Raw genomic sequence first — 22,246 nt, 5'->3', positions numbered from 1 at the left:
AAAGGAGATAACAATGGATAAGCTGACGGTACTGGTTGTGGAAGATGAGCCGGTAATGCGCGAGCGGCTGGTTGATATGCTTTATAAGGCGGGGGCGACGGATGTAACGGATTGCGAAAGCGTCGCATCGGGGCGCAAAGCGTTTGACGGTGGTAAGTTCAACATTATCCTTCTGGATCTTGGTTTACCGGATGGCGACGGCCACGAACTGATGAAAGAGTTCAAAAAAGCGCGGGATGGCCAACATATTGTTCTGGTTACAGCGGATGACTCTATCGACAGTATTCAGCGGGCAATCAGTGCTGGCGCCAATGGTTATGTGGTGAAGCCTTACTCGCAGGAAAAGATACTCGATGTGGTTAACAACTACGCGGTAGTGCATGGCCCTGATGCGGCCGTTATGCTTGGTCTGAACCGGCAGCATTGACCGGTTCAGACCTTCTATTGATGTGTTATGCCACCTGGCGCGCTATCCAGGAGTTGTGGCGCGTAGCGAGTGCGCGAACGTAGCGGGCTTCCGCAGTGCCCAGGGTGGCGAGCACACCGTTAAAGATCCACCCCCGCTCGTAAACACCAAGTACCCTCTGCTCGTCATCCAGATTCACGCGCTGATTCAGTTTTTTGCAGATAGCATCAAGCAGCGGCAGTTGTTCCGGTCGACGAATGGCCCCTGCCCGGTTGTTCATGGGCTGGTTCGCGGCACGCGAAGTGTGTTGTCTTCTCATGGTGATCTCCTTGTCGTTGTTCGACAGCAAAAACAAAACCCCGGAGCCGAGGGCAACCGGGGTTTGCTGGAGACGCTGACCCGGTCGCTTGAAAGGCTCCCGGGAACTGACCGAAAGCCGTTAGATAATTTCTACCATCACACGCACGCAGTGGCCTTTACGGCAGACTGCTGCGGCGTTTATCAAGAGCTGTGGAATCATTCGGATCATAGTCGGCATTTCTGGTGTATTTGATCTGGTAGTGTATCCGTTAGGCCGGCGTTTGCAATAGCTTGGGATCTGCGGCAAACCCCTACAGACGCTGGTAAGGAGCGCGTGTTTTTCGGTAGTGGAAAGTCCGTAGCCACTAACTCGTACAGATATCCGGGTTGCGTTGGGGGATAATTCGTACACTAACCAATCACCCACACTGATAGAAACCCAGAGGTTGAAACCTAAGAAAATGTCCGACGAATCCGGATCTGCCCGTAACAAGTTCCGTTTCCATTTTGTCGTAGAAATCCTTTTAATTGCCGCACTGGCTATGTATATGGTGTTGGCAAAAGAACGAGTCGTCGGTGACGATTTGGCCTTCACCGTAATCGGTGCAGGATTGATGGCGCTGGTGACATACTGGACGCTATCCACCCTGAGAGGTGGTCTCGAAGTGATCGCCCTCAGAATGAGTGCACTCAAGCACTAACGTATATCAGGTCTTGGAACCTTCGCCCGTTTTATACGGGCGTAAACCCTTCCTGGCTTTGCACTGCTACAATACCGCCCCGTGATTACCCGGTCTTTACAGAACCCTTTATCTGCTTGCCTGGAGCCTGCATGACTGACACCGTGGTTGTTATTTATTCTGGAGGCATGGATTCTTTTACTCTGCTGCATCGCGCGCGCGCGCAGGGGCTGAAGGTTCATGCATTATCGTTCAACTACGGCCAGCGCCATGTGCGTGAACTGGATGTTGCGCGGTCGGTGTGCACTGCCCTCGACATACCTCACAAGGTTATAGATATTCGCGCCATGAGTGAGGTTATGTCGGGCTCTGCGCTAACTTCTGATAGCGACATACCCGAAGGCGATTACGACGAAGAAAACATGAAAGCCACCGTGGTGCCTAACCGAAATATGATTCTGCTTTCGCTGGCCACAGGCTATGCAGTGACGGTGAATGCCGGTGCAGTTTGGTACGGCGCCCATGGCGGGGATCATGCGATTTACCCTGACTGTCGGCCCGAATTTGTCGAAAAGATGGACGCCGTATGTCGGGTTGCCAACTATGAACCCGTGGGCATTGAGGCACCTTTCATGCACATGACCAAGGGCGATATTCTGGCTGAAGGCCTGAAGCTGGGGCTCGATTATGCTCACACCTGGACCTGTTATAACGGGCGGGAAAAGGCCTGCGGGCTTTGTGGATCCTGCGTAGAGCGGCTTGAAGCATTTTCAGAGAATGGCCTTGCAGACCCCTTGGCCTACGAGGCAGGTCGCTGATGTACAAAGTAAAAGAAGCCTTCTACACCTTGCAGGGCGAGGGCGCCCAAGCCGGTCGCGCTGCGGTGTTCTGTCGTTTCAGCAAGTGCAACCTGTGGACAGGCCGGGAAAAGGACCGTGCGGCAGCCGTGTGTAATTTCTGCGATACGGACTTTGTAGGCACTGATGGCCAGAATGGGGGCGCGTTCGAAACGGCAGAGGCGTTGGCGGATCACATACGCAGCTTGTGGCCAGACGCTCCCGGCAAGCCTTACGTGGTGTGTACGGGTGGAGAGCCTTTGTTGCAGTTGGACGAAACGCTGATAGAGGCCTTTCACCAGGCGGGTTTTGAAGTGGGTGTGGAAACCAACGGTACCTTGCCTGCACCGGCCGGGATTGACTGGTTGTGTGTGAGCCCCAAGGCAGATGCGCCGGTGGTGATTGAAGCCTGTGATGAACTGAAGCTGGTGTACCCTCAGCCTAAAGCCATGCCGGAACGGTTTGTTCACTTCAACGCCCGGCATTTCTTCCTGTCGCCTATGGCCTCGCCATCGGCACCTGACGGCAGCACGGACCCGGTCAAACAGAGCAACACCCGCAAAGCGACGGATTATTGCCTCGCTAACCCCCGCTGGCGTCTGACGCTACAAATGCACAAAATCATCGGTATTGACTGATTTACGCATGAGCCGGCGTGCTGGTGTGTAGAAACACTCTGCCTGGCTTTTCCACTGCATCCCGATAGCGGCTTGGACTGTTTCCCGTCCAGCGCTTGAATGCTCGGGTAAAGTTTGCCGCGTCGGCATAGCCTAGAACGTCTGCAATCTGGTTCAGGTTCATGCGGGTGCCGGTGAGCAGTTCCCGGGCACGTTCCAGCCGAACCTGATCTACCAAATTCTGAAAACTGGCATTCTCTTCCTGTAGACGGCGTTTTAATGTGCGCTCGGATACAAACAGGGTGGCCGCCACTCTCGCCAGCTTTGGGGGGAAGGGATAGCTGGTTTCAATTACCCGTCGTACCCGGCATCCAAAGCCTGCATCCTCTGTGAGTTGTTGCAGGGCATCTTCACACTGGGCACGGGACGACGCCGCAAGCTGGTCGTCGCTGAAGCGGATAGGCACAGACAGCATGCCATGGGGAATAACCAGCGCATCTTCCTGGGAACCATAGGTTACCGGCATCACGATCGACTGCCTGAAGCGACGGAAATACGAGGGTTCAGGGCCTTTCCGGAGAATCGCCGCGCCGCCGATAGTGGTGCCAGCGAGCTGCTCTCCCATGAAGGCGCAGCCAAACAGCATGGCGTCCACAATGAACCCCTGAAGCGGCCCCGGGTCGCCATCACAGCGAATAGTGTAGTGCATCGCACCATCGTGCTCGCGGCTGCTAACACTCAGATGGGGTGCGCGAAGAGTGAGGTAACGAGTCATCAAATCCAGCGCGTCTTTCAATGTGCGGCTGCTCATGACAGCCACGCCTAGCGCGCCGTGCAAAGGTAGCTTCAGCTCACGGGCCAGCATAATGCCAAGGCCGGGTTCGCCGCTTTCGATGATAGCGCGGGTGACGAACTCGTTGGCTTGCGCGTGGCTAACCCGAACGTCTGTTGATTGCAGCCGGACAGGGTCCAATCCAACCCTGAGCAACAGTTCGCGCTCGTCCAGACCGATGGTCTTTAACAGTTCAGCCAGTATATGCAGGTAAATGGCCGGCATACCCAGATCCTGTGTATTGGAGGCAGAGACACGCATGGTAATCCTTGTTATCCGCTGTTCTTGTTGTCAGTCATTCTGAATGCTGGCTTTGATTATGACCTTTGCAGCACTCCGCCCCCATGACTTCAATGACGCGTCAAGAGGGGCGACAGGCCAATTGGTGGGTATATCAGCGGATTCCCTCAGGAATATGAGGAAGGGGTTAGAACCGGATATCGATAATCACGGGGTTATGATCTGAAGAGCGCCAGGGCAATGCAGCGGTGCCCGGCAAATTGGCCTTGTAGCCGAGGGCTCGTGGTTCGTCGGCGTTGATAGCCCAGGTGCTGGCGTTGAGTACTCGTGGCAGGAGTGACGATGAGGCAAGCGCGTAATCCAATGTGCCCTTCTCGCCTTTGTACCTGAAGGTGTAGTGATCGCACTGCTGTGCAGAGCATGGATGAAAGTGATGCACCATGCTGGTGAAGCCGGCAAGCTTCAGGGTGTGTAGCGGTGCTTCTTTGTAATAGCTATTTAGATCGCCGGTAATCAGTGTGCCGACATGAGCAGACGTTTTCGGTAACTGCCCAAGCCATTGCACAAGGGCTTGAGCAGCCTCTGAACGACGATGAGCGTAGCAGCCCGGCCCATCATTCGTGTCCTGGTTTTTGCCCGTAGCCCCCCTGCAGGATTTAGATTTCAGGTGTGGCACTACTACCTGAATGGAAGAGTGTTGGCCCCTGGGCCTGAACGCCTGCATTAAAGGCGGCCGGCCCTGTTGCCTGAACAGTCCGTTGGTCAGGCGTTCGGGCTGCCCAACAGCTATAACGCGGTCATGGCGGTACAGCAAGCCCGTGCGTATCTGGTCGTTACCGTCAGCGCCCGGGGTCGCAATAAAAGACCAATCAGGGCCGAGGGCCCGAGTCAGTTGCGCTATCGCGCTGGTCTCACTGTATCCGTCGTTTTCCAGCTCTGTGACCGCCAGTATGTCTGGGTCTGGCTGTTGTAGCGCTTCTACCAGCCGCTTATGCTGGAATTTGTAAGCCTTGGTAGTTGGCGCACCCCGTGTAGTGGGAAAACCATTGCCTTCACCATCACCATTGAAGTAATTTTCCAGGTTCATGGTCATTACCCGGATATGCGGGGTGTCTGGCCGTGGCGGAGCCGAAGGGCGAGTGTTCACTGTACTGAAGATTGGGGGGCGTTCGGGCTGTATTCTCCAGGCCCCGAACCGGTAATCGAGAATACCAGCTATATCATGGACGCTATCGCCACTGCGAATGGTGCTGGTGCTCGTCAACCCTCCCGGGGGCCAGGGAATCGGTGTAGGTTGGCGCACGCCGCGGCCATCATCCAGCAGCAATCTTTGCTGCTGATTACGTGCCGCATCCGCTGCCGCCTTGGGCCCAGGCTCCTGATACTCTGTTGGTACAACCTGATCGCTAACAGCCAGCGTCAGCTCGCCGTAACGAGCGAGATTCCAGGAATCAATGATGGTCAGGGGCTGGGCTATACGAACGCGCATGCTCTCCAGAGACTCGAAGGCCCCCGGCTGTAACAGCGATAGAAATTGAGCTTCAGGAAGCCCCGCGGGGCCGCAAGACTGTATGGTTTTTATGTTAACCAGCTCAGTCAGGCCGTGAAATTCTTTTACGGTGCCGGTCACTCGAAGGCGCTCACCGGGTGTGCCGGTTTTCTTGCGGGTATAAACAAACAGGGCTTCTGATGTTTCAGGGTTTTCGTCGGTCTCAGCATCCGCTTGCTGCAAGTAAAATCCGGTAAAACCGCCTCTCATGCGAGCATCGAGAGTGAGCACACCTTCAACGGTAACCCTGTGGCCAACCAGTGGAGAACTGTCAGCTCGGCCCTGAATTTCGGAAATCGGCGTTGCCGGACTGCCACAGGAAGTGGCAGCCAATATCTGAGAGGCCGGCAGCAGTGCCAGAATAAAAATTAAGGCACCAACATTCCCGATGCTTGAGTTCACACTGCTCGCTTTACGGTTAGCGTAGGCCAGCTACGGCTTTCAGGGCGCGTTCACGTTTGCTGCCAAATCCGAGGTGATCCGGATTGGTCAGTTCTAGTTGCTGAACGAGTGGGTCCGGATGGTAATTGTCGAGCGTGATTCCCAGGCGCGACAGCACATAGGGTGCGAGAGCTGCGCGGGTCTCAACGTCCAAGCGGCCATGTTCCATGCCATAGTCCAGCGCGATGATTTTTTGCTGAGCTTCGGTAAGGCGGTGATCCGGGGAGATGGACATGGTAACCGTGCGGTTCCAGTCTTCATCCTGCTGCACGGAGTGTTTCGCCTTTTGCCGCAGCGCCACAGGTGCTGCGTGGAAGCGGCTGAGGGCAAAATCCCGGAACTCCCGGTTGGAATCACACCAGGCGCGCAGGTGCCAGTTATTGCCTGTGCACACCAGAGTGTGCGGCTCAAGAATGCCTTCAACGGCTTCGGGGCGGCTCAGGGAAGAGTAGCTGGCTCGGAGTTGCCTGCCATATCGTGTTGCCGTTACGACAGCGCGCATGGTTTCGGGTGCAATGACGCGGTTAGGGCTGTATACAACGGTGCTGTCTGGCAAACCGATGTCCAGGGCTTCAAATGTACTGCTGAGGCTTTGCTGGCGTGCCAGTAGATCCAGATACTCGCTGACATGCCCGCGGGTCACGACTGGCTGGTAACGGGGAGCCGGCACATAGCCCTTTAGATGGCGGTCATAAACAAGGTTGCCCGGGGCGAGTTCGCGCAGGTATGTGTTTATATCCTTGGATGCTTGCTGCCTACCAATACCAAAGCTGTGGCAAATGTGATTTGTCGTCAGGCGACCTTCCCACAGTGCGATGGTTTCGATGAGACGGTAGCGAAGCAGCAAATCCCATCGGATGGGCCAGTCCGTTTTTTTCATAACCAGACGCTCACGGGTTCGTTGAATAATGATTATCGATGTTACCTCCTATGGACTTGCGGGTCTGTTACGGCGCATTAATGTAAAACACTGTGAAACAGCGCGGTGGCCCCAGTTTGCTGCGCTCCGAGGCTTTTTCCCGCTTCGGGAAGTGCTTAGTAGTCAGGCCCGCTAAGGGCTGCTGTAATAGCTAGTTAGAACCTCCGGAGTTTCCGTCATGACCCGAATGGTCGCCTCTCTTTCTGCTCTCCTTTTGAGTATCGTTTTGCTGGTCAGCGGAAATGCATTTCTGATGACGTTGCTGGGCATTCGCCTGAGCATCGAGTCGGTTTCACCCGACATCATCGGCTGGGTGTTGGTGTGCTATTCCATTGGCTTTGTTCTGGGCACCCTCTACGTGCACCATATTATCGGCCGTGTCGGGCATATCCGCGCGTTTGCAGTTTTTGCGGCGATTGCAGCGGTTACGTCATTGATGTATCCGATGGCTATATCGATGGTGTTCTGGGCGCTCTTACGCGTGCTTTCCGGTTTTACTATCGCAGGCGTTTTGGTGGTCATTGAGAGTTGGTTCTCCAGCCGAGCGACCAACAGCAATCGCGGGGCAATGTTCGCGGTCTATCAGATTATTTTTTACCTTTCTGCGGCGGGAGGGCAGCTCATAATCAACGTGGGTGACCCCGCCAATTTCATGCCGTTTTCCATCGCCGCGATTTTGCTGACTCTGGCGTTGGTTCCTCTGTCGCTCACCCGCATGGAAGCTCCCATCATCGAGCAGGTTCAGCGTATCTCCTTTTTCACCTTGGCCCGAGAGTCGTTTACCGGTGTTGCCGGTGCCCTGATCTGTGGCGTTCTCATTGGTGGGTTTTATGCCATGGGCCCGGTTTACGCGACCTTGATGGGGTTGGATGTCGCCAAAACATCAACCTTCATGGCCAGCGCCATTATAGCCGCCATGATACTTGCTTGGCCTTTGGGGCGGCTGTGTGACCGCTTTGACCGGCGCCGAGTGATGTTCTGGGTAGTGTTTTTTGCCGCGCTGGCAGCTGTTGGTGTCAGTTTTACCGGGGCCGACAACCTTTGGCAGCTCACATTTCTGGTAGGTGCGTTTACCGGCCTTTCGGCAACGATTTACCCGATTTCCGTTGCGATCACCAACGACCGCATGGAAAGCACCCGTATAGTCGCGGCCAGCGCCACGCTGTTACTCAGCTATGGCGTTGGCAGTGTGATTGGCCCCATCGTGATGGCCGAACTGATCAACCTGCTGGGTCCCGAAGGCCTGTTCCTGGGCAATGCCGGGTTCCTGCTGGTTCTCGCCATCGTCACATCCCTGCGTATTACCTACACAGAAGACGTAGCAGTGGAAGATCAGGAACACTATGTGCCAGCCATGCCGGAAACCTCGTCTGTACTGACAGAGCTGGATCCGCGGAATACGGAGTTTTGTGAGTCTCCGGAGGTTGAGGAAATGAACGAGGAGTCCCTGCGTCACACAGGTTGAACCAGGGACTTTGAATAAATTTCAGGTTTTCCGATTTTGTTTTTATTTTTACATCTGTTCTTATTCCAATTGTTAGCTTACTATTGGTAGCTTTCCTGTAATGTAAGCCTGTGGGCCGGCGCAGCACGATACGCGAAGCGCGATTCCGGCCTCGGAACGGAGTAGTCACTATGAAAGATGAGTTCCCTTTTGCCGTCGCTCGAGTAACCCGCCGCTGGCGGAAATTGTTGGATGAACGCCTCAAAGACCTGGGCGTCACCCAGGCTCGATGGACCACCATGGTTTATCTGCAGCAAGGTGGCGAAGGCCTGACACAGCGTGAACTGGCCGGATTGATGGCCATTGAAAATCCCACGCTTGTGCGTCTGCTCGATAGCCTTGAACAACAGAAATTGATTGAGCGCCGGGCTTGCCCCAACGATCGCAGAGCCCGCCGGTTGCACTTGACCGACCCTGGCCGTGAATTCATGGAGGTTCTCACTGCTCGTGCCAATCTGCTGCGGGATGAAATGCTTGAGGGTGTGGATGAAGGCGATATTGCGGTCGCCCTAAAGGTGTTCCACAGAATCATGGAAAACGGCGAAAAGCAGAAGTAATCCGTTGAGTGATAATTCAGTAGCAGGGCTGACGGCCCGATATGGCGATAGCTGGCGTTGGCTAGCGGTCTGTACGGTAATGGTGGGCACCATTGCCACCGTGCTGAGTGCCACTGTAGTGAATGTGGCACTTCACGAAATCATGGTGGAATTTGGTATTCGCCAAGGCATGGTGCACTGGCTCGCAACCGGGTTTATTGCGGCCATGACCACCACCATGCTGGCGTCTTCATGGCTGCTTGATCACTTTGGCGTGCGCAAGACCCTGGCGGTTGCCATGGCAGCATTTACAGTGATTTCCGTGGTTGGCGGTTTTGCCAGTTCACCGGAGCAACTCATTGCCGCTCGCATTGGCCAGGGCGCCATGGCTGGCCTGATGCAGCCCATGGGCATGTACCTTGTGTTCCGCATATTCCCCCGCAATAAACGTGGTCAAGCCATGGGTATCTATGGCATGGGCGTGGTGTTGGCACCGGCACTTGGGCCTGTGCTGGGCGGCTTTCTGGTGGATCAACTGGACTGGCGTTTTGTAATGTTTGCGCCGGCACCGGTCACATTCATTGGCGTATTTATGGCGCTGAGATTCCTGCCGGTACCGGCCTCCCGGCCAGCGCCTTATCGGTTTGATCTGCCCGGCCTGGTGTTGCTGGGCGCCACTATCGGGCTTGCCCTTGATACCCTGAACCGCCTGCAAAATCTGGACGGTCAGGAAGTTCGGGTTGCCATTGAAGGGCTGGTGGCGCTGCTGCTACTGGTTCTGTTTGTTCTGCGTGAAAAGCGCATAAAGCATCCCTTGGTAAATGTCAGCCTGCTGCGTAAGCCCAGCTTCCTGTATGCCAATCTGGGCGCTATGGCGCTGGGATTGGCGCTGTTTGGCTCCACCTACCTGATACCGCTCTATGTTCAAACGGCCTTGGGTTATACAGCGACCCAGGCGGGGCTGCTGATGCTGCCGGCGGGCATTGTTTTGGGCATGACATTTCCGCTGGCGGGCAAGCTGGCTGACCGTGGCGGTGATGCACGTAAACTGGTTATTTTCGGTATGGCGATGTTTGCGTCATCGGCCATACTTTTTGCGCTATCTAACCTTACTCTGGCGTTTGGATGGCTTGCGCTCTGGACCGTATTTGGGCGTATAGGGATTGGGTTCATGTTGCCATCCTTGTCTATTGGCGCGCTGAACCCACTTAAACCCGAAGAGCTGGGCGCAGGCTCCAGTACCATCAATTTTACCCGCCAGTTGGGTGGGGCTTTTGGCGTGAATATTGTGGCACTGACCATTGAGTTTGGTGAGCACAGCGGCGGCGTACCCACAATCAATGCGTTCCATGCGGCCTGGTGGCTGGTTGCTGTATTTGTAGCGGTGGCGGTGTTGCCTGTTTGGCGCATGCGCGCTTAACGGTTTGCCATAATCCGCGTGATTGATTAGCATTAGTTCAACTCTTCAGGGGAGTAGCCTCCGCAACCGGTATCCGGGGCGGACGGTGGTCAACATACTTGGGGCTCAATCCCCATGGCTACCGTGTTTCACTTGGTTTCAGTGAAATTGGCGAGACCTGAGGCAGTTTCACCCCCAAGGGCGGATGGTGAGCTGTCTCATGTCTGACTATCCGCCCCGGAAGAATCCATGGACGCATTTCTCACTTCTACAGTAGCCGTTGCCATTGCCGAAATTGGCGACAAAACCCAGCTACTCTCGCTGTTCCTCGTTGCTCGCTACTCCCAGCGCTTTCCCATCATTATGGGCATACTCATTGCGACGATCCTGAATCACGCACTATCGGCCTGGTTGGGAGCCTGGGTGGCCGCCTGGATTCCTGCAGCCTGGTTACCCTGGATTCTCGCCCTGAGCTTTGTGGTAATTGCCCTGTGGTTGTTGGTGCCAGATAAAGACGACAGCGAAAGCTCACGGTTTCTGGGCATGGGCGCCTTCACAGCAACCACGGTGATGTTCTTTCTCGCAGAGATGGGCGACAAAACCCAGATAGCCACCGTTGTTCTGGCTGCTCGCTATACTGAGACGCTCTGGGTTGTTATCGGTACAACAGCGGGGATGTTGCTGGCCAATATACCGGTTATTATAGCGGGGCACTGGTTGATGGACAGATTGCCGCTGGCAGCTGCCCGGGTTTGTGCAAGTATATTGTTCGCAGTTATGGCGGTTGTGACACTGTCATCAGTGGTTTGGAACTACTGAGGGTGTCGGCTGTCACTGCATGCTAAGAAGCAGGTTTATCTGGAATGGGGTTTATGGGATTTAAAACGTATTCAGTACTGGCGTTACTAGCAGGAAGCCTGGCTTTTCAGCCGGTGTGGGCGGCAAAGCCAAAAAGCACGCCAGAGCAGCCTGCGGCGGTGCAGGCAACGGATCGTAGCCCCCGTGTACCAACGTTCGAGATCAAAGGGGATCTGGCGGGCCGGCTCGACGTGTTTACCACCCAGTACGAAGATACCTTTGCCGAAGTGGGTAGCCAGCTTGCAATGGGCTATCTCGAATTGGTGAAAGCCAATCCGGGGGTCGATCCCTGGCTCCCGGGTGAAGGCACCAACATCACCCTGCCGCGCCAGTACATAATTCCGGATGTCCGCCGTGAAGGCATTGTGATTAACCTGGCGGAATACCGGCTTTACTATTTTGCAGAAGATGGTGTGCAGGTCTATCCGGTGGGCGTCGGCACCTCCGAGAATCCGTCCCCACTGGCCGATGCAAAGGTCACCATGCCATTGGAATCACCGGCGTGGTATCCCCCCGAGAGCATTCGTGCCGAGCATGCAGCCTCGGGTGATTTCCTCCCCCGCATGATTCCGCCTGGCCCGGATAACCCGTTGGGAACCCACGCTCTTTTGCTGAGTGAGAAGGGGTATCTGATTCACGGCACCAACAAACGGTTTGGCGTTGGAATGCCTGTCAGTCATGGCTGCTTTCGCATGTACAACGAAGACATTTCGCGTTTTGTTTATCAGGTGAGCAAAGGGACGTCGGTCCAGATTGTGAATAAGCCGGTAAAGATGGGCATGTCCGGAGGAGAAGTGTGGCTTGAAGTTCACCGCCCCCATGAAGACTACAGCCAGCAGGACAGAGATCGCCTATGGCGAGAAGTAACTCAGGAGGTTGAAGCCTTCCGCTTGAAACACCCGGGTGTAGAGGTTCAGCGCAAGGCGATAGAGCTGGCGGTAGACCAGGCCGACGGTATTCCGGCTATGGTGGGAGAGCAGATTTCACGGGTGGCTTCAGACAAAACGTCTAAAGACAAACAGAGCCCAGTGTCAGATAAGCCGGAACAGAAGCTGTATTTCTGATGTCGCGCGCAGCGCAGTTTTCCATATAACGATAAATCGGGAGAATTCATGAAACGCACCATACTGATCACCGGAGCCAGTTCCGGGCTTGGTGAGGGCATGGCCCGTGAGTTTGCGGCCAGAGGTGATAACCTGGCCCTGTGTGCTCGCCGTACCGAACGGCTGGAAACCTTGCGTGATGAGCTGGCGGGCAAATACCCGCAGATTACTATCAGTATTCGTGCACTGGATGTGAATAATCACGAACAGAATTTTGAGGTGTTCAGGGCCTTTCAGCAGGAATTTGGCAGCCTGGACCGGATTATCGTTAATGCCGGCATTGGCAAAGGCCAGCCTCTGGGTACCGGTGCGTTTAACGCCAACCGCCAAACCGCAGAAACCAACTTTGTTGCCGCCCTGGCGCAAATGGAAGCGGCCATGGAGATTTTTCGTGAGCAAAACCGGGGGCATCTGGTAACCGTGTCGTCAGTAACCGCTGTGCGCGGCATGCCGGGTAATGTGAACACCTATGCGGCAACCAAGGTGGGCCTTGCGGCGCTTTCAGAGGGCTTGCGGGTTGAACTGAAAAAGACGAAATCGCCCATCAAGGTGACAACGCTGTATCCGGGCTATATCAGAACAGCAATCAATGAAAAGGTGAAAAATGCGCCGTTCATTGTGGATGCGCAAACTGGCTGCAAGGCGATGGTGAAAGCCATTGAGTCCGGGAAGAGTGAGAGTTTTGTGCCTTGTTGGCCCTGGACGCCTATTGGCTTCCTCATCCGGCGCCTGCCGGTTTCAGTATTGGCCAAGCTGTTCTAACGAATCAAGCGCAATAAAAAAGGCCGGGAATCCCGGCCTTTTTCTATCATGCTTTTAAGCAGAAGTCTTACTTCTTGCTTGCACGATCGAGCATACGCTTGGCGCGCTCGTTAGCTTCGTCAGCTGATTTCTGAGCTGCTTTAGCTGCGGCCAGTGCACGGTCAGCGGTCTGCTGAGCAGAACGCGCAGCGCTAGCTGCACTGTTAGCGGTGTTCATTGCCTTGTCTGCAGACTGCTCAGCAGAGCTTGCAGTTGCATTTGCTTCGTCAAGAGCGCCCTGATCGTTAGTTGCACAACCTGCAGTCAGAGCAGTAGCCAGTGCGATTCCGGCGATTGTCAGTTTACGCATTGTAAATCCCCTTATTGGTCGAGTTATTTCCTGGTGTTTCAAAAGTCAGTATAGACGACTTTCTAATAGCATCGGCCCGATAGGCATTGACTACCGGAGTCGTGAAACAGTGTAAAACACTCTGAGAGGAATTGTTAACTCAGTATATGTATATTTTCTTAGGATATGACAACAACTTAATATTTGTACCACGGAAAAGTCGTCAGGGAAGGATGCGTATTGGCGTGCCATCGTTGACCAGCTGCCAGATTTCGTCCATTTCCTGGTTGTTAACGGCAATGCAGCCGTTGGTCCAGTCCAGACCTGTATAGGCAAAAGCCATGTCTTCTGAGCCATTGGGCAGGCCGTGTATCATAATGCTGCCACCCGGGCTCAAACCCCAGTTTTCAGCCATCTCACGGTCGGTTTCGCTGGGATAGGAAATGTGAATGGATTTGTAAAAGTCGCTGCCCGAGTTGCGCCAATCCAGCGTGTAGTCGCCTTCGGGAGTGCGCTCGTCGCCTTCATAGAGCTTATGGCCCTTGGGGTTGTCTCCCAGTGATATGCGGTAACTGCGCACAATCTCTTCCCCATTCATCAGGAAGAGCCGCCGTTGTCCTTTCTTCACCAAGACCTTGTTAACCACTAGGGAATCGCCTGGAGAGTCCTCAATGACCGGCATGTAGGTGTCGGCTCTGGCCAGCAACTCTGTGCCATAGGCCGGAAAGCATGCCGTAATAAAAAGTGCCAGAAAACACCGGGTTAATAAGCGGGGAATAGCCATATACTAAACTTACCAATGATTAATCTTTATGCAGTTCAGTTTATAACATAACCGCCCCTGGGGATGTTAAGGGGTTTTGTTAACTTTTATAGCTATCCCGTGCATAGATCACACGTTTTGTGACTTATCCATTTTTAAACCCACCTTGGTAACCTGGTCGGCTTCGGTTGCCCTTGCCACCAGAGTGACTGGCCCCAAAACAACGGTATCGCCAACAACCGGATGACCCTTGGTGCGCTTGGCAAAACATTCAGCCAGTGACAACTCGGGCGCCAACTCATCAAATGCGATGCCGTACACTTGCTCTACATCACCAAGCAGCGCATCGCCGTTCAGCACAAAGTCCCCAAAAAAAGCTCTTTCCGCAAGATACTTCGGCGTGTGACGGCCGCTCAGTGCTTTGCCCAGTTCTTTCAGCACGCTGGGCGTGGCAAACATGGCCACCATGTCGCCACTGGATACCTCCAGATCAGCTTTTGGCTGTAGACACACCCGGTTGCGGAATACGCCGGCAACAGCCGTGTTTTCAGGGAAGCGCAGTTGGCTCAGCAACCTTGGGGTTTCCCAGTTCTCGCCTCGCAACGGGAACAGCATCAATTCGTGGTCGCCCGCCGCAGGGGCGTCCAGGGGCAAACGGCGAAAAGGCTCACCATTTGCCGGGATTTCCAGACGCAACAGGCGCGCAAGCGGTGTTATTGTGGTGCCCTGAACCAACAAAGAAACCAGAACAATAAAGAAAGCCGCATGGAACACCAGTTGTGCTTCCGGTAGGCCGGCTATGATCGGGAATAGTGCCAGCACGATCGGCACGGCACCTCGCAAACCCACCCAGCTGATAAAGCCCAGCTCCCGGCGGTTAAAGCCGAAGGGCCAGAGCGTCGCCAGAACAGTGACCGGCCGGATCACGAAAATCATTGCCAACGCCAGTACCAGGCCCGCGCCCGCCAGTGGCAGCAGGTCGGAGGGGTTCACCAGAAGCCCCAGAATCAGGAACAGGCAAAGCTGAGCCAGCCAGGCCAGGCCGTCGTGCACCTGCAGAATCATCGGCATCATCCGAACCTTGCGGTTGCCGATCACCACGCCGCAAAGATAGATTGCCAAAAATCCGCTGCCGCCCAACAGGTTAATAACGGAGAACAACAGAATGCCTGCGGCTACTACCAGCAGTGGATAGAGTGATGGCATCAGGCGAATGCGGTTGGTCAGCTCGGAAATCAGAAAGCCGCCAAGGACGCCGCCAATCCCACCAATGCTGAACTGCTTGAACAACAGAATCAGTGAATCCTGAATGGCGTGATCGCCGTCGCTGGCAATCAGGGTAACCATCATTAGCGTCAGGAAGATCGCCATGGGATCGTTACTACCGGATTCGATTTCCAGAGTGGCACTCACCCGCTCATTCAGGTGCAGTCCGCGCCCCTGCAGCAACGAAAATACGGCAGCCGCGTCGGTGGATGAAATGATGGCGCCCACCAGCAATGCGGTCATCCAGCTCAAATCGAACACAAGCCAGGCGACAAGCGCCGCCCCCAGTGCTGTTATGGCAACACCGACCGTAGCTAGCAACATGGCGGGTTTCAGGCCAACGCGGAAGGTTTCAGCCCGGGTTCGCATGCCGCCATCAAGCAGGATAACGCCGAGCGCCAGGCTGGCTACAAGGAAGGAAAGTTGGAAATCATCGAATTCGATGCCGCCCGGGCCGTCTTTGCCCATCATCATGCCCACCGCAAGGAAAACAAGCAGGACCGGCATGCCTACCCGGCTGGAAAGCGGGCTCAACAGGATGCTGATGACAAGCATCAGAGCACCGACCAGGGTGAGCATTGGATCCATCAGAACTCCGTATGTGACTGCTTGCCGGGAAATGGCGGAAGCGCGAGTGGGCTAGTCCAAGTTTGCCCATCGCGAGTCCGATAGACAAGTAAGAGTGTTCCTCAATGTTACCGAGTAGTCAGTGCGTCAAAGGTAGTGATTTCGCCAAGGTTGTCTGGCTCATAACCCGGCACCGTGTTGATACGATCTATCAGCGCCGGGGATTTCATTGATGTGGTCAGGTATTCCAGTGTGGCAGCCGGTAAGCGATCCTGACGGTAGATCAACATGTAGTGCTCACACGCCAATTCAATAAAGTTCAGATTGAACTGCTCCGCCGCCGCCTGCACACCAAAGCCCACCTCTGCCATACCCGAAGCCACAAAGGCCGCGATAGCTGTGTGGGTAAACTCCTGCTGGGGCGTGCGATTGATGCTTCGCTCGGCAAGCCCCTGTTGCTTCAGCAACAAATTAAAGAGGATACGAGTGCCTGAGTGGCGGTCCCGGCTCACAAAGCTGAGGCCAGATTCGCTCAGATCCTTCAAGGTGCGAATGTTTTCGTGCTCACCTTTACGCATCATCAGCCCTTCGCGACGGGTAACAAAGCGAATCAGCCGCAAGTTGTTCCCGCTTAGATGTTTTCGATAGTGGCTGATAATTTGCCGGGCAAGCGCCGGGCACGTTGGCAAGTGAAAGCTCGCTACATCACATTCGCCACGGTTTAGCGCAGTAAGTGCTTCTTCCGGGTTCCTGTACTGCAGGTTGATGTTTATCTGTTGGGAGAACTCAGGCAAGAGCGCAACCGAATACCCATGGCTGGCATGCAGGCGCAGAGTGGGTTGTGCCCCGGCCAGTAGTTGCTGAACCTGATCATTCAACTCTGCTGCCATGCTATCGATTTGAGGCCCCAGCCGGGCTTTTACCCGGTGTTCGGCCCACAGCAGAGTTTCCCCCAACGCAGAGAGCTGGCTGCCGTGCCCTTTGCGCATAATCACAAGCGGCAAGCCCAGAATATCCGCAGCCCGGTTCAGGAGGTTCCACGCATGTCGGTACGACACCCCGGCAGCCGCTGCCGCAACCGTTAGCTTGCCGGTATCGCGGATGCTTTCCAGCAAACGAAACAGAACCGGTTCAAAGAATTCATCGGTGTCGGTGCGAAACACCCACGCAGGGGCTATATCCAGTTTCTTGTTATGCATTTGCGTTCATATTCCTTAGCTGTGCGGGGAGTGCTAATTTGCCTGAAGAGAGCTTGATTACTGTATCAGAATAAAAACAGGTAGGAACGATTATGCATATGTCAGAGAACACCAACCATAACGCGCCGGTGATGACCGTGCCCGAGGACTGGAGCCCTGACATCATTCGCCAGGAAGTCGCAGCCCTGCAGCATAAGCCAGGTGCGCTTTTACCCATTCTGCATGCCATACAGAACCGCATTGGCTATGTGCCAGAGGGCGCTGTGTCCATTATTGCTGAAATGCTGCAGCAGAGCCGCGCCGATATTCACGGGGTTATCAGCTTTTATCACCACTTTCGCACCCGCCCGGCCGGCAGCAACCTGCTGGAAGTCTGCCGTGCGGAAGCCTGTCAGGCTCGGGGTGGCCGCGCATTTGAACGACATGTTCAGGAAAAGCTGGGTGTGGACTACCACCAAACCACAGCGGACAACGAGTTCACGCTTGAGCCGGTGTATTGCTTGGGCAACTGCGCCTGCGGCCCCTCTATTCGCGTAAACAATGAAACGATCGGCCGAATGACCCCCCAAAAGTTCGACCAGCTGGCGGACAGACTCACCACGTCTGTTTTGCAGCTAAAATGAAAGCAGGAGCAAATTCCATGACAATAACAGTGTATGTCCCCTGCGATACCACAGCTCTTTCTCTGGGCGCCGACCGTGTAGCGCAAGAACTAAAGCACGCAGCCGCGGCGCAGGGCCAGGAAATAAACCTGGTGCGCAATGGTTCCCGCGGGCTCTTCTGGTTGGAACCCTTGGTGGAGGTACAAACACCCGAGGGCCGAGTGGCTTATGGCCCGGTAGAGCCGGAGCAAGTAGAAGAGTTAGCAGCTGCTGGCTTGTTTGAAGGCAAACCGGATCACCCACTGCATCTGGGCGATATCGAAAAGCACCCATACCTTGCGCAACAGCAGCGCCTGACCTTTGCCCGCATAGGCATCACCGATCCCATCTGTATTGACGATTACATTGCCCTTGGCGGCTTCGCCGGCTTGAAGAAAGCCGCTGCGCTGACACCCCAGAACATTGTGGACGAAGTAAAAGCCTCTGGCCTCCGTGGTCGTGGTGGCGCGGCATTCCCGGCGGGCATTAAATGGCAAACCGTGCTAGATGAACCACATAATCAGCAAAAATACGTGGTGTGTAACGCCGACGAAGGCGATTCCGGCACCTTTGCTGACCGCCTGGTGATGGAGTGCGACCCCTACATGCTGATTGAGGGCATGGCTATTGCCGGATTAGCAGTGGGCGCTACTCTCGGCTTTATCTACCTGCGCTCGGAATACCTGCTGTCGGAAACAATGCTGAACGAAGCTATCCGCAGGGCCGAGGCTCAAGGCTATCTTGGCGAAAACGTCTGCGGTAGTGGTCGCCCCTTTCACCTTGAAGTGCGCCTCGGTGCAGGCGCTTATATCTGTGGTGAAGAAACCTCACTACTGGAAAGCCTGGAAGGCAAGCGCGGGCTGGTGCGTTCCAAGCCGCCACTACCCGCCATCAAAGGCCTGTTCGGCCAGCCCACAGTGGTCAACAACGTGCTCTCGCTGGCGGCGGTACCCTACATAATGGCTAACGGCGGCAAAGCCTACGCCGATTACGGCATGGGCCGCTCACTGGGCACCCTGCCAATTCAGCTGGCGGGCAATATCAAACAGGGAGGCCTGATTGAATTGGCCTTCGGCGTTACCTTGCGCGCCGTGCTGGAAGACTTTGGCGCAGGCACCTTTACCGGCCGGCCAATGAAAGCTGTGCAGGTGGGGGGGCCGCTCATGGCCTACATGCCGGAAAGCCAATGGGACACTCCCATGGATTATGAAGCCTTCGCCGCACTCAGCGCCGGTATTGGCCACGGCGGCGTGGTGGTGTTTGATGACACCGTGGATATGGGCGAACAAGCCCGTTTTGCCATGGAGTTCTGCGCTGTTGAATCCTGTGGCAAATGCACCCCATGCCGAATCGGTTCGGTGCGTGGTGTGGAAGTGATTGACCGCATCCGTGCGGGTGAGAACCAGAACAGCAATCTGGAATTGCTGGAAGACCTGTGTGAAACCATGGTGGACGGTTCCCTCTGCGCCATGGGTGGCATGACCCCCTTCCCGGTACAGAGCGTTATGAAATACTTTCCAGAAGACCTGATGGCCAGTCCGCGCCAGGTGGAGGCTTGATATGTTGCATTACTACGATCCCAGCACCCAAAGCTACGAGCCCGGCAAAAACGGCCTGAACCCTGATTTTGACTCTTTTTCCAGGGATCTGGGCACACCGCCCAGCCTCTCAGAAGAGTTGGTTTCCATATCGGTGGATGGTGGTGATATCACGGTTCCCGAAGGCACCTCGGTATTACGCGCAGCGGCATTGGCCGGCATCAATATCCCCAAGCTGTGTGCTTCAGACAATCTGGAAGCCTTTGGCTCCTGCCGCCTGTGCGCGGTAGAGATCGAAGGCCGCCGCGGTTACCCGGCCTCCTGCACTACGCCTGTGGCGGAAGGCATGGCCGTTACCACCCAGACCGGCAAGCTGGCGAAACTGCGCCGCAACATCATGGAGCTGTACATCTCCGATCACCCGCTGGATTGCCTTACCTGCCCCGCCAACGGCAATTGTGAGCTGCAAGATGTGGCCGGCGTAGTAGGCCTGCGGGAAGTGCGTTACGGGTTTGAGGGCGAGAACCATCTGGATGCGGAAACCGACAGCTCCAACCCTTATTTCAGCTTCGATCCCAGCAAGTGCATTGTCTGCTCACGCTGCGTGCGAGCCTGCGACGAGGTGCAAGGCACCTTTGCGCTGACCATAGAAGGCCGCGGCTTTGATTCCAAAGTGGTCGCCAGCCAGAACGACCCGTTTATGGATTCCGAGTGTGTGTCTTGTGGCGCCTGTGTGCAGGCTTGTCCTACGTCCACACTGATGGAAAAAAGCGTGATCGACGCCGGCCAGCCCGAGCACAGCATAGTCACCACCTGCGCATACTGCGGAGTTGGCTGTTCGTTCAAGGCTGAGATGAAAGGCGACCAGGTGGTGCGCATGGTTCCTTACAAAGGCGGCGAAGCCAACCACGGCCATTCTTGTGTAAAAGGCCGGTTTGCCTTCGGCTACGCCACCCACGAGGATCGCATTCGCGAGCCGATGATTCGCGATTCCATTAACGACCCCTGGAAAGTGGTGCCCTGGGACGAAGCCCTGGCGTTCGCGGCGAAAAAACTCAAAGACACTCAGACCCAATACGGCCGTGAAAGCATTGGTGGCATTACCTCCTCTCGCTGCACTAACGAAGAAACCTATCTGGTGCAGAAGCTGGTGCGGGCTGCCTTTGGTAACAACAATACAGATACCTGTGCTCGGGTATGCCATTCCCCTACTGGTTATGGTCTGAAAACCACCTTGGGCGAATCCGCCGGCACTCAAACCTTCGATTCGGTGATGAAGGCCGACACCATCATGGTGATTGGCGCCAACCCAACCGATGCCCACCCGGTATTTGGCTCGCTGATGCGCAAGCGTTTGCGCCAGGGTGCCAAGTTGATCGTAATCGATCCGCGCAGAATCGATTTAGTCCACACGCCCAATGCCGAGAAAGGCCTGCACCTGCCACTGCGTCCCGGCACTAACGTGGCCATAGTGAACGCGCTGGCCCATGTGATTGTGACTGAAGGCCTGGAAGATCAGGCGTTCATAAATAGCCGTTGTGATACGGAGGCCTACAACACCTGGCGAGCCTTTATTGCGGAAGAGCGGAATTCCCCCGAAGCCATGGAAGCGGTTACTGGCGTACCTGCAAGCAAAGTGCGCGAAGCCGCCCGCCTGTATGCGCAGGCAAATAACGGAGCCATCTACTACGGGCTGGGTGTAACCGAACACAGCCAGGGCTCCACCATGGTGATGGGCATTGCCAACCTGGCGCTGGCCACCGGCAACATCGGCAAAGAAGGCGGTGGTGTAAACCCGCTGCGCGGGCAGAATAACGTGCAGGGTTCCTGCGATATGGGCTCCTTTCCCCATGAGTTGCCGGGCTACCAGCATGTGAACGATCAAGCCGTGCGTGAGCGCTTCGAAGCTGTATGGGGTGTGCCCATCGATAACGAACCGGGGCTGCGCATTCCGAATATGTTTGACGCCGCCATCGCTGGCAGCTTCAAGGCGCTGTATGTGCAGGGCGAGGATATTGCCCAGTCAGACCCCAACACCCAGCATGTGGAAGCGGCGCTGAAAGCTCTGGACTGCCTGATTGTGCAGGATATCTTCCTGAACGAAACCGCCAAGTTTGCCCATGTGTTGCTGCCGGGTTCCACCTTCCTTGAAAAGAACGGCACGTTTACCAACGCGGAGCGCCGCATCAACCGAGTGCGCAAAGTAATGGAGCCGGTTGCCGGCATGGAAGATTGGGAAGTGACCATGGCGTTGTCCAATGCGCTGGGTTACCCCATGCATTACAACCATCCATCCGAAATCATGGATGAAATCGCCTCATTAACCCCCACGTTCACCGGCGTGAATTACGACAAGCTGGAACGGCTGGGCAGCATTCAGTGGCCCTGCAACGATGAGCACCCGGATGGTACGCCCACCATGCACATGGCGGACTTCCCCATCGGCAAGGGTCGGTTTGCGGTAACCGAGTACCTGGCAACCGAAGAGCGTGCAAGCCGCCGCTTCCCGTTGCTGCTGACGACAGGGCGAATCCTGTCCCAGTACAACGTTGGCGCCCAAACCCGTCGCACAAGCAACAGCGACTGGCATGAAGAAGACGTGCTGGAGCTGCACCCCAGCGATGCAGAACTGCGCGGCGTAAAAGACGGTGACTGGCTGGGTATCAGCAGCCGCGTTGGCCATACAGTGCTGCGAGCAAAAGTGAGTACCCGAATGTTGCCGGGCGTGGTTTACACCACCTTCCATCACCCAAGCAGCGGTGCCAACGTGGTAACCACCGACAACTCCGATTGGGCCACCAACTGCCCGGAATACAAGGTAACCGCCGTTCAGGTAGAAAAAGTGTCCCAGCCATCGGATTGGCAACGGGATTTTGTGGATTTCGACAAGCGCCAGCAGGCACTGCTGAAACCGGCCATGAGTAAGCAGGAAAATAGCCATGCAAATACTCTCAAGTAATCA

General features: G+C 55.5%; 21 protein-coding genes. 13 read left to right on the top strand and 8 right to left on the bottom strand.

Going from position 1 to position 22,246, the window contains the following annotated elements; all coding sequences use genetic code 11:
* The first annotated feature begins 13 nt into the window (after positions 1–13).
* Entirely contained in the window at positions 14–427 is a 414-nt protein-coding gene (locus AADB16_RS02155) for a response regulator (RefSeq protein WP_309044102.1), read from the top strand.
* Between the two features lie 25 nt (positions 428–452).
* On the opposite strand, the gene AADB16_RS02150 is transcribed toward AADB16_RS02155, so the two are convergent.
* Complete coding sequence (locus AADB16_RS02150; RefSeq protein WP_298451274.1) at positions 453–725, bottom strand: hypothetical protein; 273 nt, start codon at positions 723–725, stop codon at positions 453–455.
* 442 nt (positions 726–1,167) lie between these two features.
* Here AADB16_RS02150 and AADB16_RS02145 point away from each other — a divergent pair, with 442 nt between their 5' ends.
* From AADB16_RS02145 to queE, 3 genes are all read left to right on the top strand, one after another.
* Positions 1,168–1,407, top strand: coding sequence for a hypothetical protein (locus AADB16_RS02145; RefSeq protein WP_298451271.1), 240 nt, complete (start codon positions 1,168–1,170; stop codon positions 1,405–1,407).
* Positions 1,408–1,538: 131 nt separating this feature from the next.
* A complete protein-coding gene (gene queC, locus AADB16_RS02140; RefSeq protein ID WP_309044100.1) occupies positions 1,539–2,204 on the top strand; it encodes a 7-cyano-7-deazaguanine synthase QueC in 666 nt (221 codons plus the stop codon).
* A complete protein-coding gene (gene queE, locus AADB16_RS02135) occupies positions 2,204–2,860 on the top strand; it encodes a 7-carboxy-7-deazaguanine synthase (protein ID WP_410801081.1) in 657 nt (218 codons plus the stop codon). Before queC ends, queE begins: the two co-directional genes overlap by 1 nt.
* Before the next feature lies 1 nt (position 2,861).
* Here the strand turns inward: queE and AADB16_RS02130 are convergent, their stop codons facing one another.
* The 3 genes from AADB16_RS02130 to AADB16_RS02120 form a co-directional block, all read right to left on the bottom strand.
* Positions 2,862–3,932 carry an AraC family transcriptional regulator ligand-binding domain-containing protein gene (locus AADB16_RS02130; protein WP_410801079.1) on the bottom strand — a complete coding sequence of 357 codons (1,071 nt, stop codon included), beginning with the start codon at positions 3,930–3,932 and terminating at the stop codon, positions 2,862–2,864.
* 166 nt (positions 3,933–4,098) lie between these two features.
* Positions 4,099–5,862 (bottom strand): ExeM/NucH family extracellular endonuclease, encoded by a 1,764-nt coding sequence (locus tag AADB16_RS02125; RefSeq protein ID WP_410801077.1) that lies wholly within the window; start codon positions 5,860–5,862, stop codon positions 4,099–4,101.
* A gap of 16 nt (positions 5,863–5,878) precedes the next feature.
* Complete coding sequence (locus tag AADB16_RS02120) at positions 5,879–6,781, bottom strand: helix-turn-helix transcriptional regulator (protein ID WP_309044096.1); 903 nt, start codon at positions 6,779–6,781, stop codon at positions 5,879–5,881.
* 217 nt (positions 6,782–6,998) lie between these two features.
* Between AADB16_RS02120 and AADB16_RS02115 the strand changes: the two genes are divergently transcribed.
* The 6 genes from AADB16_RS02115 (at position 6,999) to AADB16_RS02090 (ending at position 12,982) form a co-directional block, all read left to right on the top strand.
* Positions 6,999–8,285: an MFS transporter gene (locus AADB16_RS02115; protein WP_410801075.1), complete on the top strand. Its 1,287-nt coding sequence runs from the start codon at positions 6,999–7,001 to the stop codon at positions 8,283–8,285.
* A gap of 170 nt (positions 8,286–8,455) precedes the next feature.
* Positions 8,456–8,881, top strand: a complete 426-nt coding sequence (locus AADB16_RS02110) for a MarR family transcriptional regulator (protein ID WP_298451250.1) — start codon at positions 8,456–8,458, stop codon at positions 8,879–8,881.
* 4 nt (positions 8,882–8,885) lie between these two features.
* Positions 8,886–10,280, top strand: coding sequence for a DHA2 family efflux MFS transporter permease subunit (locus AADB16_RS02105; RefSeq protein ID WP_309044093.1), 1,395 nt, complete (start codon positions 8,886–8,888; stop codon positions 10,278–10,280).
* A 228-nt stretch (positions 10,281–10,508) separates the two neighbouring features.
* A complete protein-coding gene (locus AADB16_RS02100) occupies positions 10,509–11,078 on the top strand; it encodes a TMEM165/GDT1 family protein (protein ID WP_200201512.1) in 570 nt (189 codons plus the stop codon).
* Between the two features lie 53 nt (positions 11,079–11,131).
* Positions 11,132–12,181, top strand: coding sequence for a L,D-transpeptidase family protein (locus AADB16_RS02095; RefSeq protein WP_410801072.1), 1,050 nt, complete (start codon positions 11,132–11,134; stop codon positions 12,179–12,181).
* Between the two features lie 48 nt (positions 12,182–12,229).
* Positions 12,230–12,982 carry an SDR family oxidoreductase gene (locus AADB16_RS02090; RefSeq protein WP_309044091.1) on the top strand — a complete coding sequence of 251 codons (753 nt, stop codon included), beginning with the start codon at positions 12,230–12,232 and terminating at the stop codon, positions 12,980–12,982.
* Between the two features lie 67 nt (positions 12,983–13,049).
* Here the strand turns inward: AADB16_RS02090 and AADB16_RS02085 are convergent, their stop codons facing one another.
* The 4 genes from AADB16_RS02085 to AADB16_RS02070 form a co-directional block, all read right to left on the bottom strand.
* A complete protein-coding gene (locus AADB16_RS02085; protein ID WP_298451237.1) occupies positions 13,050–13,331 on the bottom strand; it encodes an Lpp/OprI family alanine-zipper lipoprotein in 282 nt (93 codons plus the stop codon).
* 202 nt (positions 13,332–13,533) lie between these two features.
* Entirely contained in the window at positions 13,534–14,094 is a 561-nt protein-coding gene (locus tag AADB16_RS02080) for a murein L,D-transpeptidase family protein (RefSeq protein WP_309044090.1), read from the bottom strand.
* Between the two features lie 108 nt (positions 14,095–14,202).
* Positions 14,203–15,927 carry a potassium/proton antiporter gene (locus tag AADB16_RS02075; RefSeq protein WP_410801070.1) on the bottom strand — a complete coding sequence of 575 codons (1,725 nt, stop codon included), beginning with the start codon at positions 15,925–15,927 and terminating at the stop codon, positions 14,203–14,205.
* A 107-nt stretch (positions 15,928–16,034) separates the two neighbouring features.
* On the bottom strand, positions 16,035–17,105 hold the full coding sequence (locus AADB16_RS02070) for a substrate-binding domain-containing protein (protein ID WP_410801069.1): 1,071 nt from the start codon (positions 17,103–17,105) through the stop codon (positions 16,035–16,037).
* Between the two features lie 92 nt (positions 17,106–17,197).
* On the opposite strand from AADB16_RS02070, the gene AADB16_RS02065 reads away from it, so the two are divergent.
* The 3 genes from AADB16_RS02065 to fdhF are packed head-to-tail and all read left to right on the top strand — an operon-like array spanning position 17,198 to position 22,243.
* On the top strand, positions 17,198–17,728 hold the full coding sequence (locus AADB16_RS02065) for a formate dehydrogenase subunit gamma (RefSeq protein ID WP_410801068.1): 531 nt from the start codon (positions 17,198–17,200) through the stop codon (positions 17,726–17,728).
* A 17-nt stretch (positions 17,729–17,745) separates the two neighbouring features.
* Positions 17,746–19,305: a formate dehydrogenase beta subunit gene (locus AADB16_RS02060; protein ID WP_410801066.1), complete on the top strand. Its 1,560-nt coding sequence runs from the start codon at positions 17,746–17,748 to the stop codon at positions 19,303–19,305.
* A gap of 1 nt (position 19,306) precedes the next feature.
* Complete coding sequence (gene fdhF, locus AADB16_RS02055; protein WP_410801064.1) at positions 19,307–22,243, top strand: formate dehydrogenase subunit alpha; 2,937 nt, start codon at positions 19,307–19,309, stop codon at positions 22,241–22,243.
* The last annotated feature ends 3 nt before the right edge of the window (positions 22,244–22,246 follow it).

The sequence above is a fragment of the Marinobacter sp. KMM 10035 genome (genome assembly GCF_046537445.1).
GTDB classification, from domain to species: Bacteria; Pseudomonadota; Gammaproteobacteria; order Pseudomonadales; family Oleiphilaceae; genus Marinobacter; species Marinobacter sediminicola.
Note: the sequence above shows the minus strand (reverse complement) of the source record. Positions and strands in the feature narration are given on the sequence as shown.

Bases quoted from the DNA above. Each gene is read 5' to 3' on its own strand.
- AADB16_RS02080 (WP_309044090.1), bottom strand. From the start codon at position 14,094: ATGGCTATTCCCCGCTTATTAACCCGGTGTTTTCTGGCACTTTTTATT.
- AADB16_RS02120 (WP_309044096.1), bottom strand. From the start codon at position 6,781: ATGAAAAAAACGGACTGGCCCATCCGATGGGATTTGCTGCTTCGCTAC.
- AADB16_RS02095 (WP_410801072.1), top strand. From the start codon at position 11,132: ATGGGATTTAAAACGTATTCAGTACTGGCGTTACTAGCAGGAAGCCTG.
- queE (WP_410801081.1), top strand. From the start codon at position 2,204: ATGTACAAAGTAAAAGAAGCCTTCTACACCTTGCAGGGCGAGGGCGCC.
- AADB16_RS02100 (WP_200201512.1), top strand. From the start codon at position 10,509: ATGGACGCATTTCTCACTTCTACAGTAGCCGTTGCCATTGCCGAAATT.
- AADB16_RS02060 (WP_410801066.1), top strand. From the start codon at position 17,746: ATGACAATAACAGTGTATGTCCCCTGCGATACCACAGCTCTTTCTCTG.
- AADB16_RS02110 (WP_298451250.1), top strand. From the start codon at position 8,456: ATGAAAGATGAGTTCCCTTTTGCCGTCGCTCGAGTAACCCGCCGCTGG.
- AADB16_RS02130 (WP_410801079.1), bottom strand. From the start codon at position 3,932: ATGCGTGTCTCTGCCTCCAATACACAGGATCTGGGTATGCCGGCCATT.
- AADB16_RS02090 (WP_309044091.1), top strand. From the start codon at position 12,230: ATGAAACGCACCATACTGATCACCGGAGCCAGTTCCGGGCTTGGTGAG.
- AADB16_RS02075 (WP_410801070.1), bottom strand. From the start codon at position 15,927: ATGGATCCAATGCTCACCCTGGTCGGTGCTCTGATGCTTGTCATCAGC.
- AADB16_RS02070 (WP_410801069.1), bottom strand. From the start codon at position 17,105: ATGCATAACAAGAAACTGGATATAGCCCCTGCGTGGGTGTTTCGCACC.
- queC (WP_309044100.1), top strand. From the start codon at position 1,539: ATGACTGACACCGTGGTTGTTATTTATTCTGGAGGCATGGATTCTTTT.
- AADB16_RS02065 (WP_410801068.1), top strand. From the start codon at position 17,198: ATGCATATGTCAGAGAACACCAACCATAACGCGCCGGTGATGACCGTG.
- AADB16_RS02145 (WP_298451271.1), top strand. From the start codon at position 1,168: ATGTCCGACGAATCCGGATCTGCCCGTAACAAGTTCCGTTTCCATTTT.
- fdhF (WP_410801064.1), top strand. From the start codon at position 19,307: ATGTTGCATTACTACGATCCCAGCACCCAAAGCTACGAGCCCGGCAAA.
- AADB16_RS02085 (WP_298451237.1), bottom strand. From the start codon at position 13,331: ATGCGTAAACTGACAATCGCCGGAATCGCACTGGCTACTGCTCTGACT.
- AADB16_RS02115 (WP_410801075.1), top strand. From the start codon at position 6,999: ATGACCCGAATGGTCGCCTCTCTTTCTGCTCTCCTTTTGAGTATCGTT.
- AADB16_RS02155 (WP_309044102.1), top strand. From the start codon at position 14: ATGGATAAGCTGACGGTACTGGTTGTGGAAGATGAGCCGGTAATGCGC.
- AADB16_RS02150 (WP_298451274.1), bottom strand. From the start codon at position 725: ATGAGAAGACAACACACTTCGCGTGCCGCGAACCAGCCCATGAACAAC.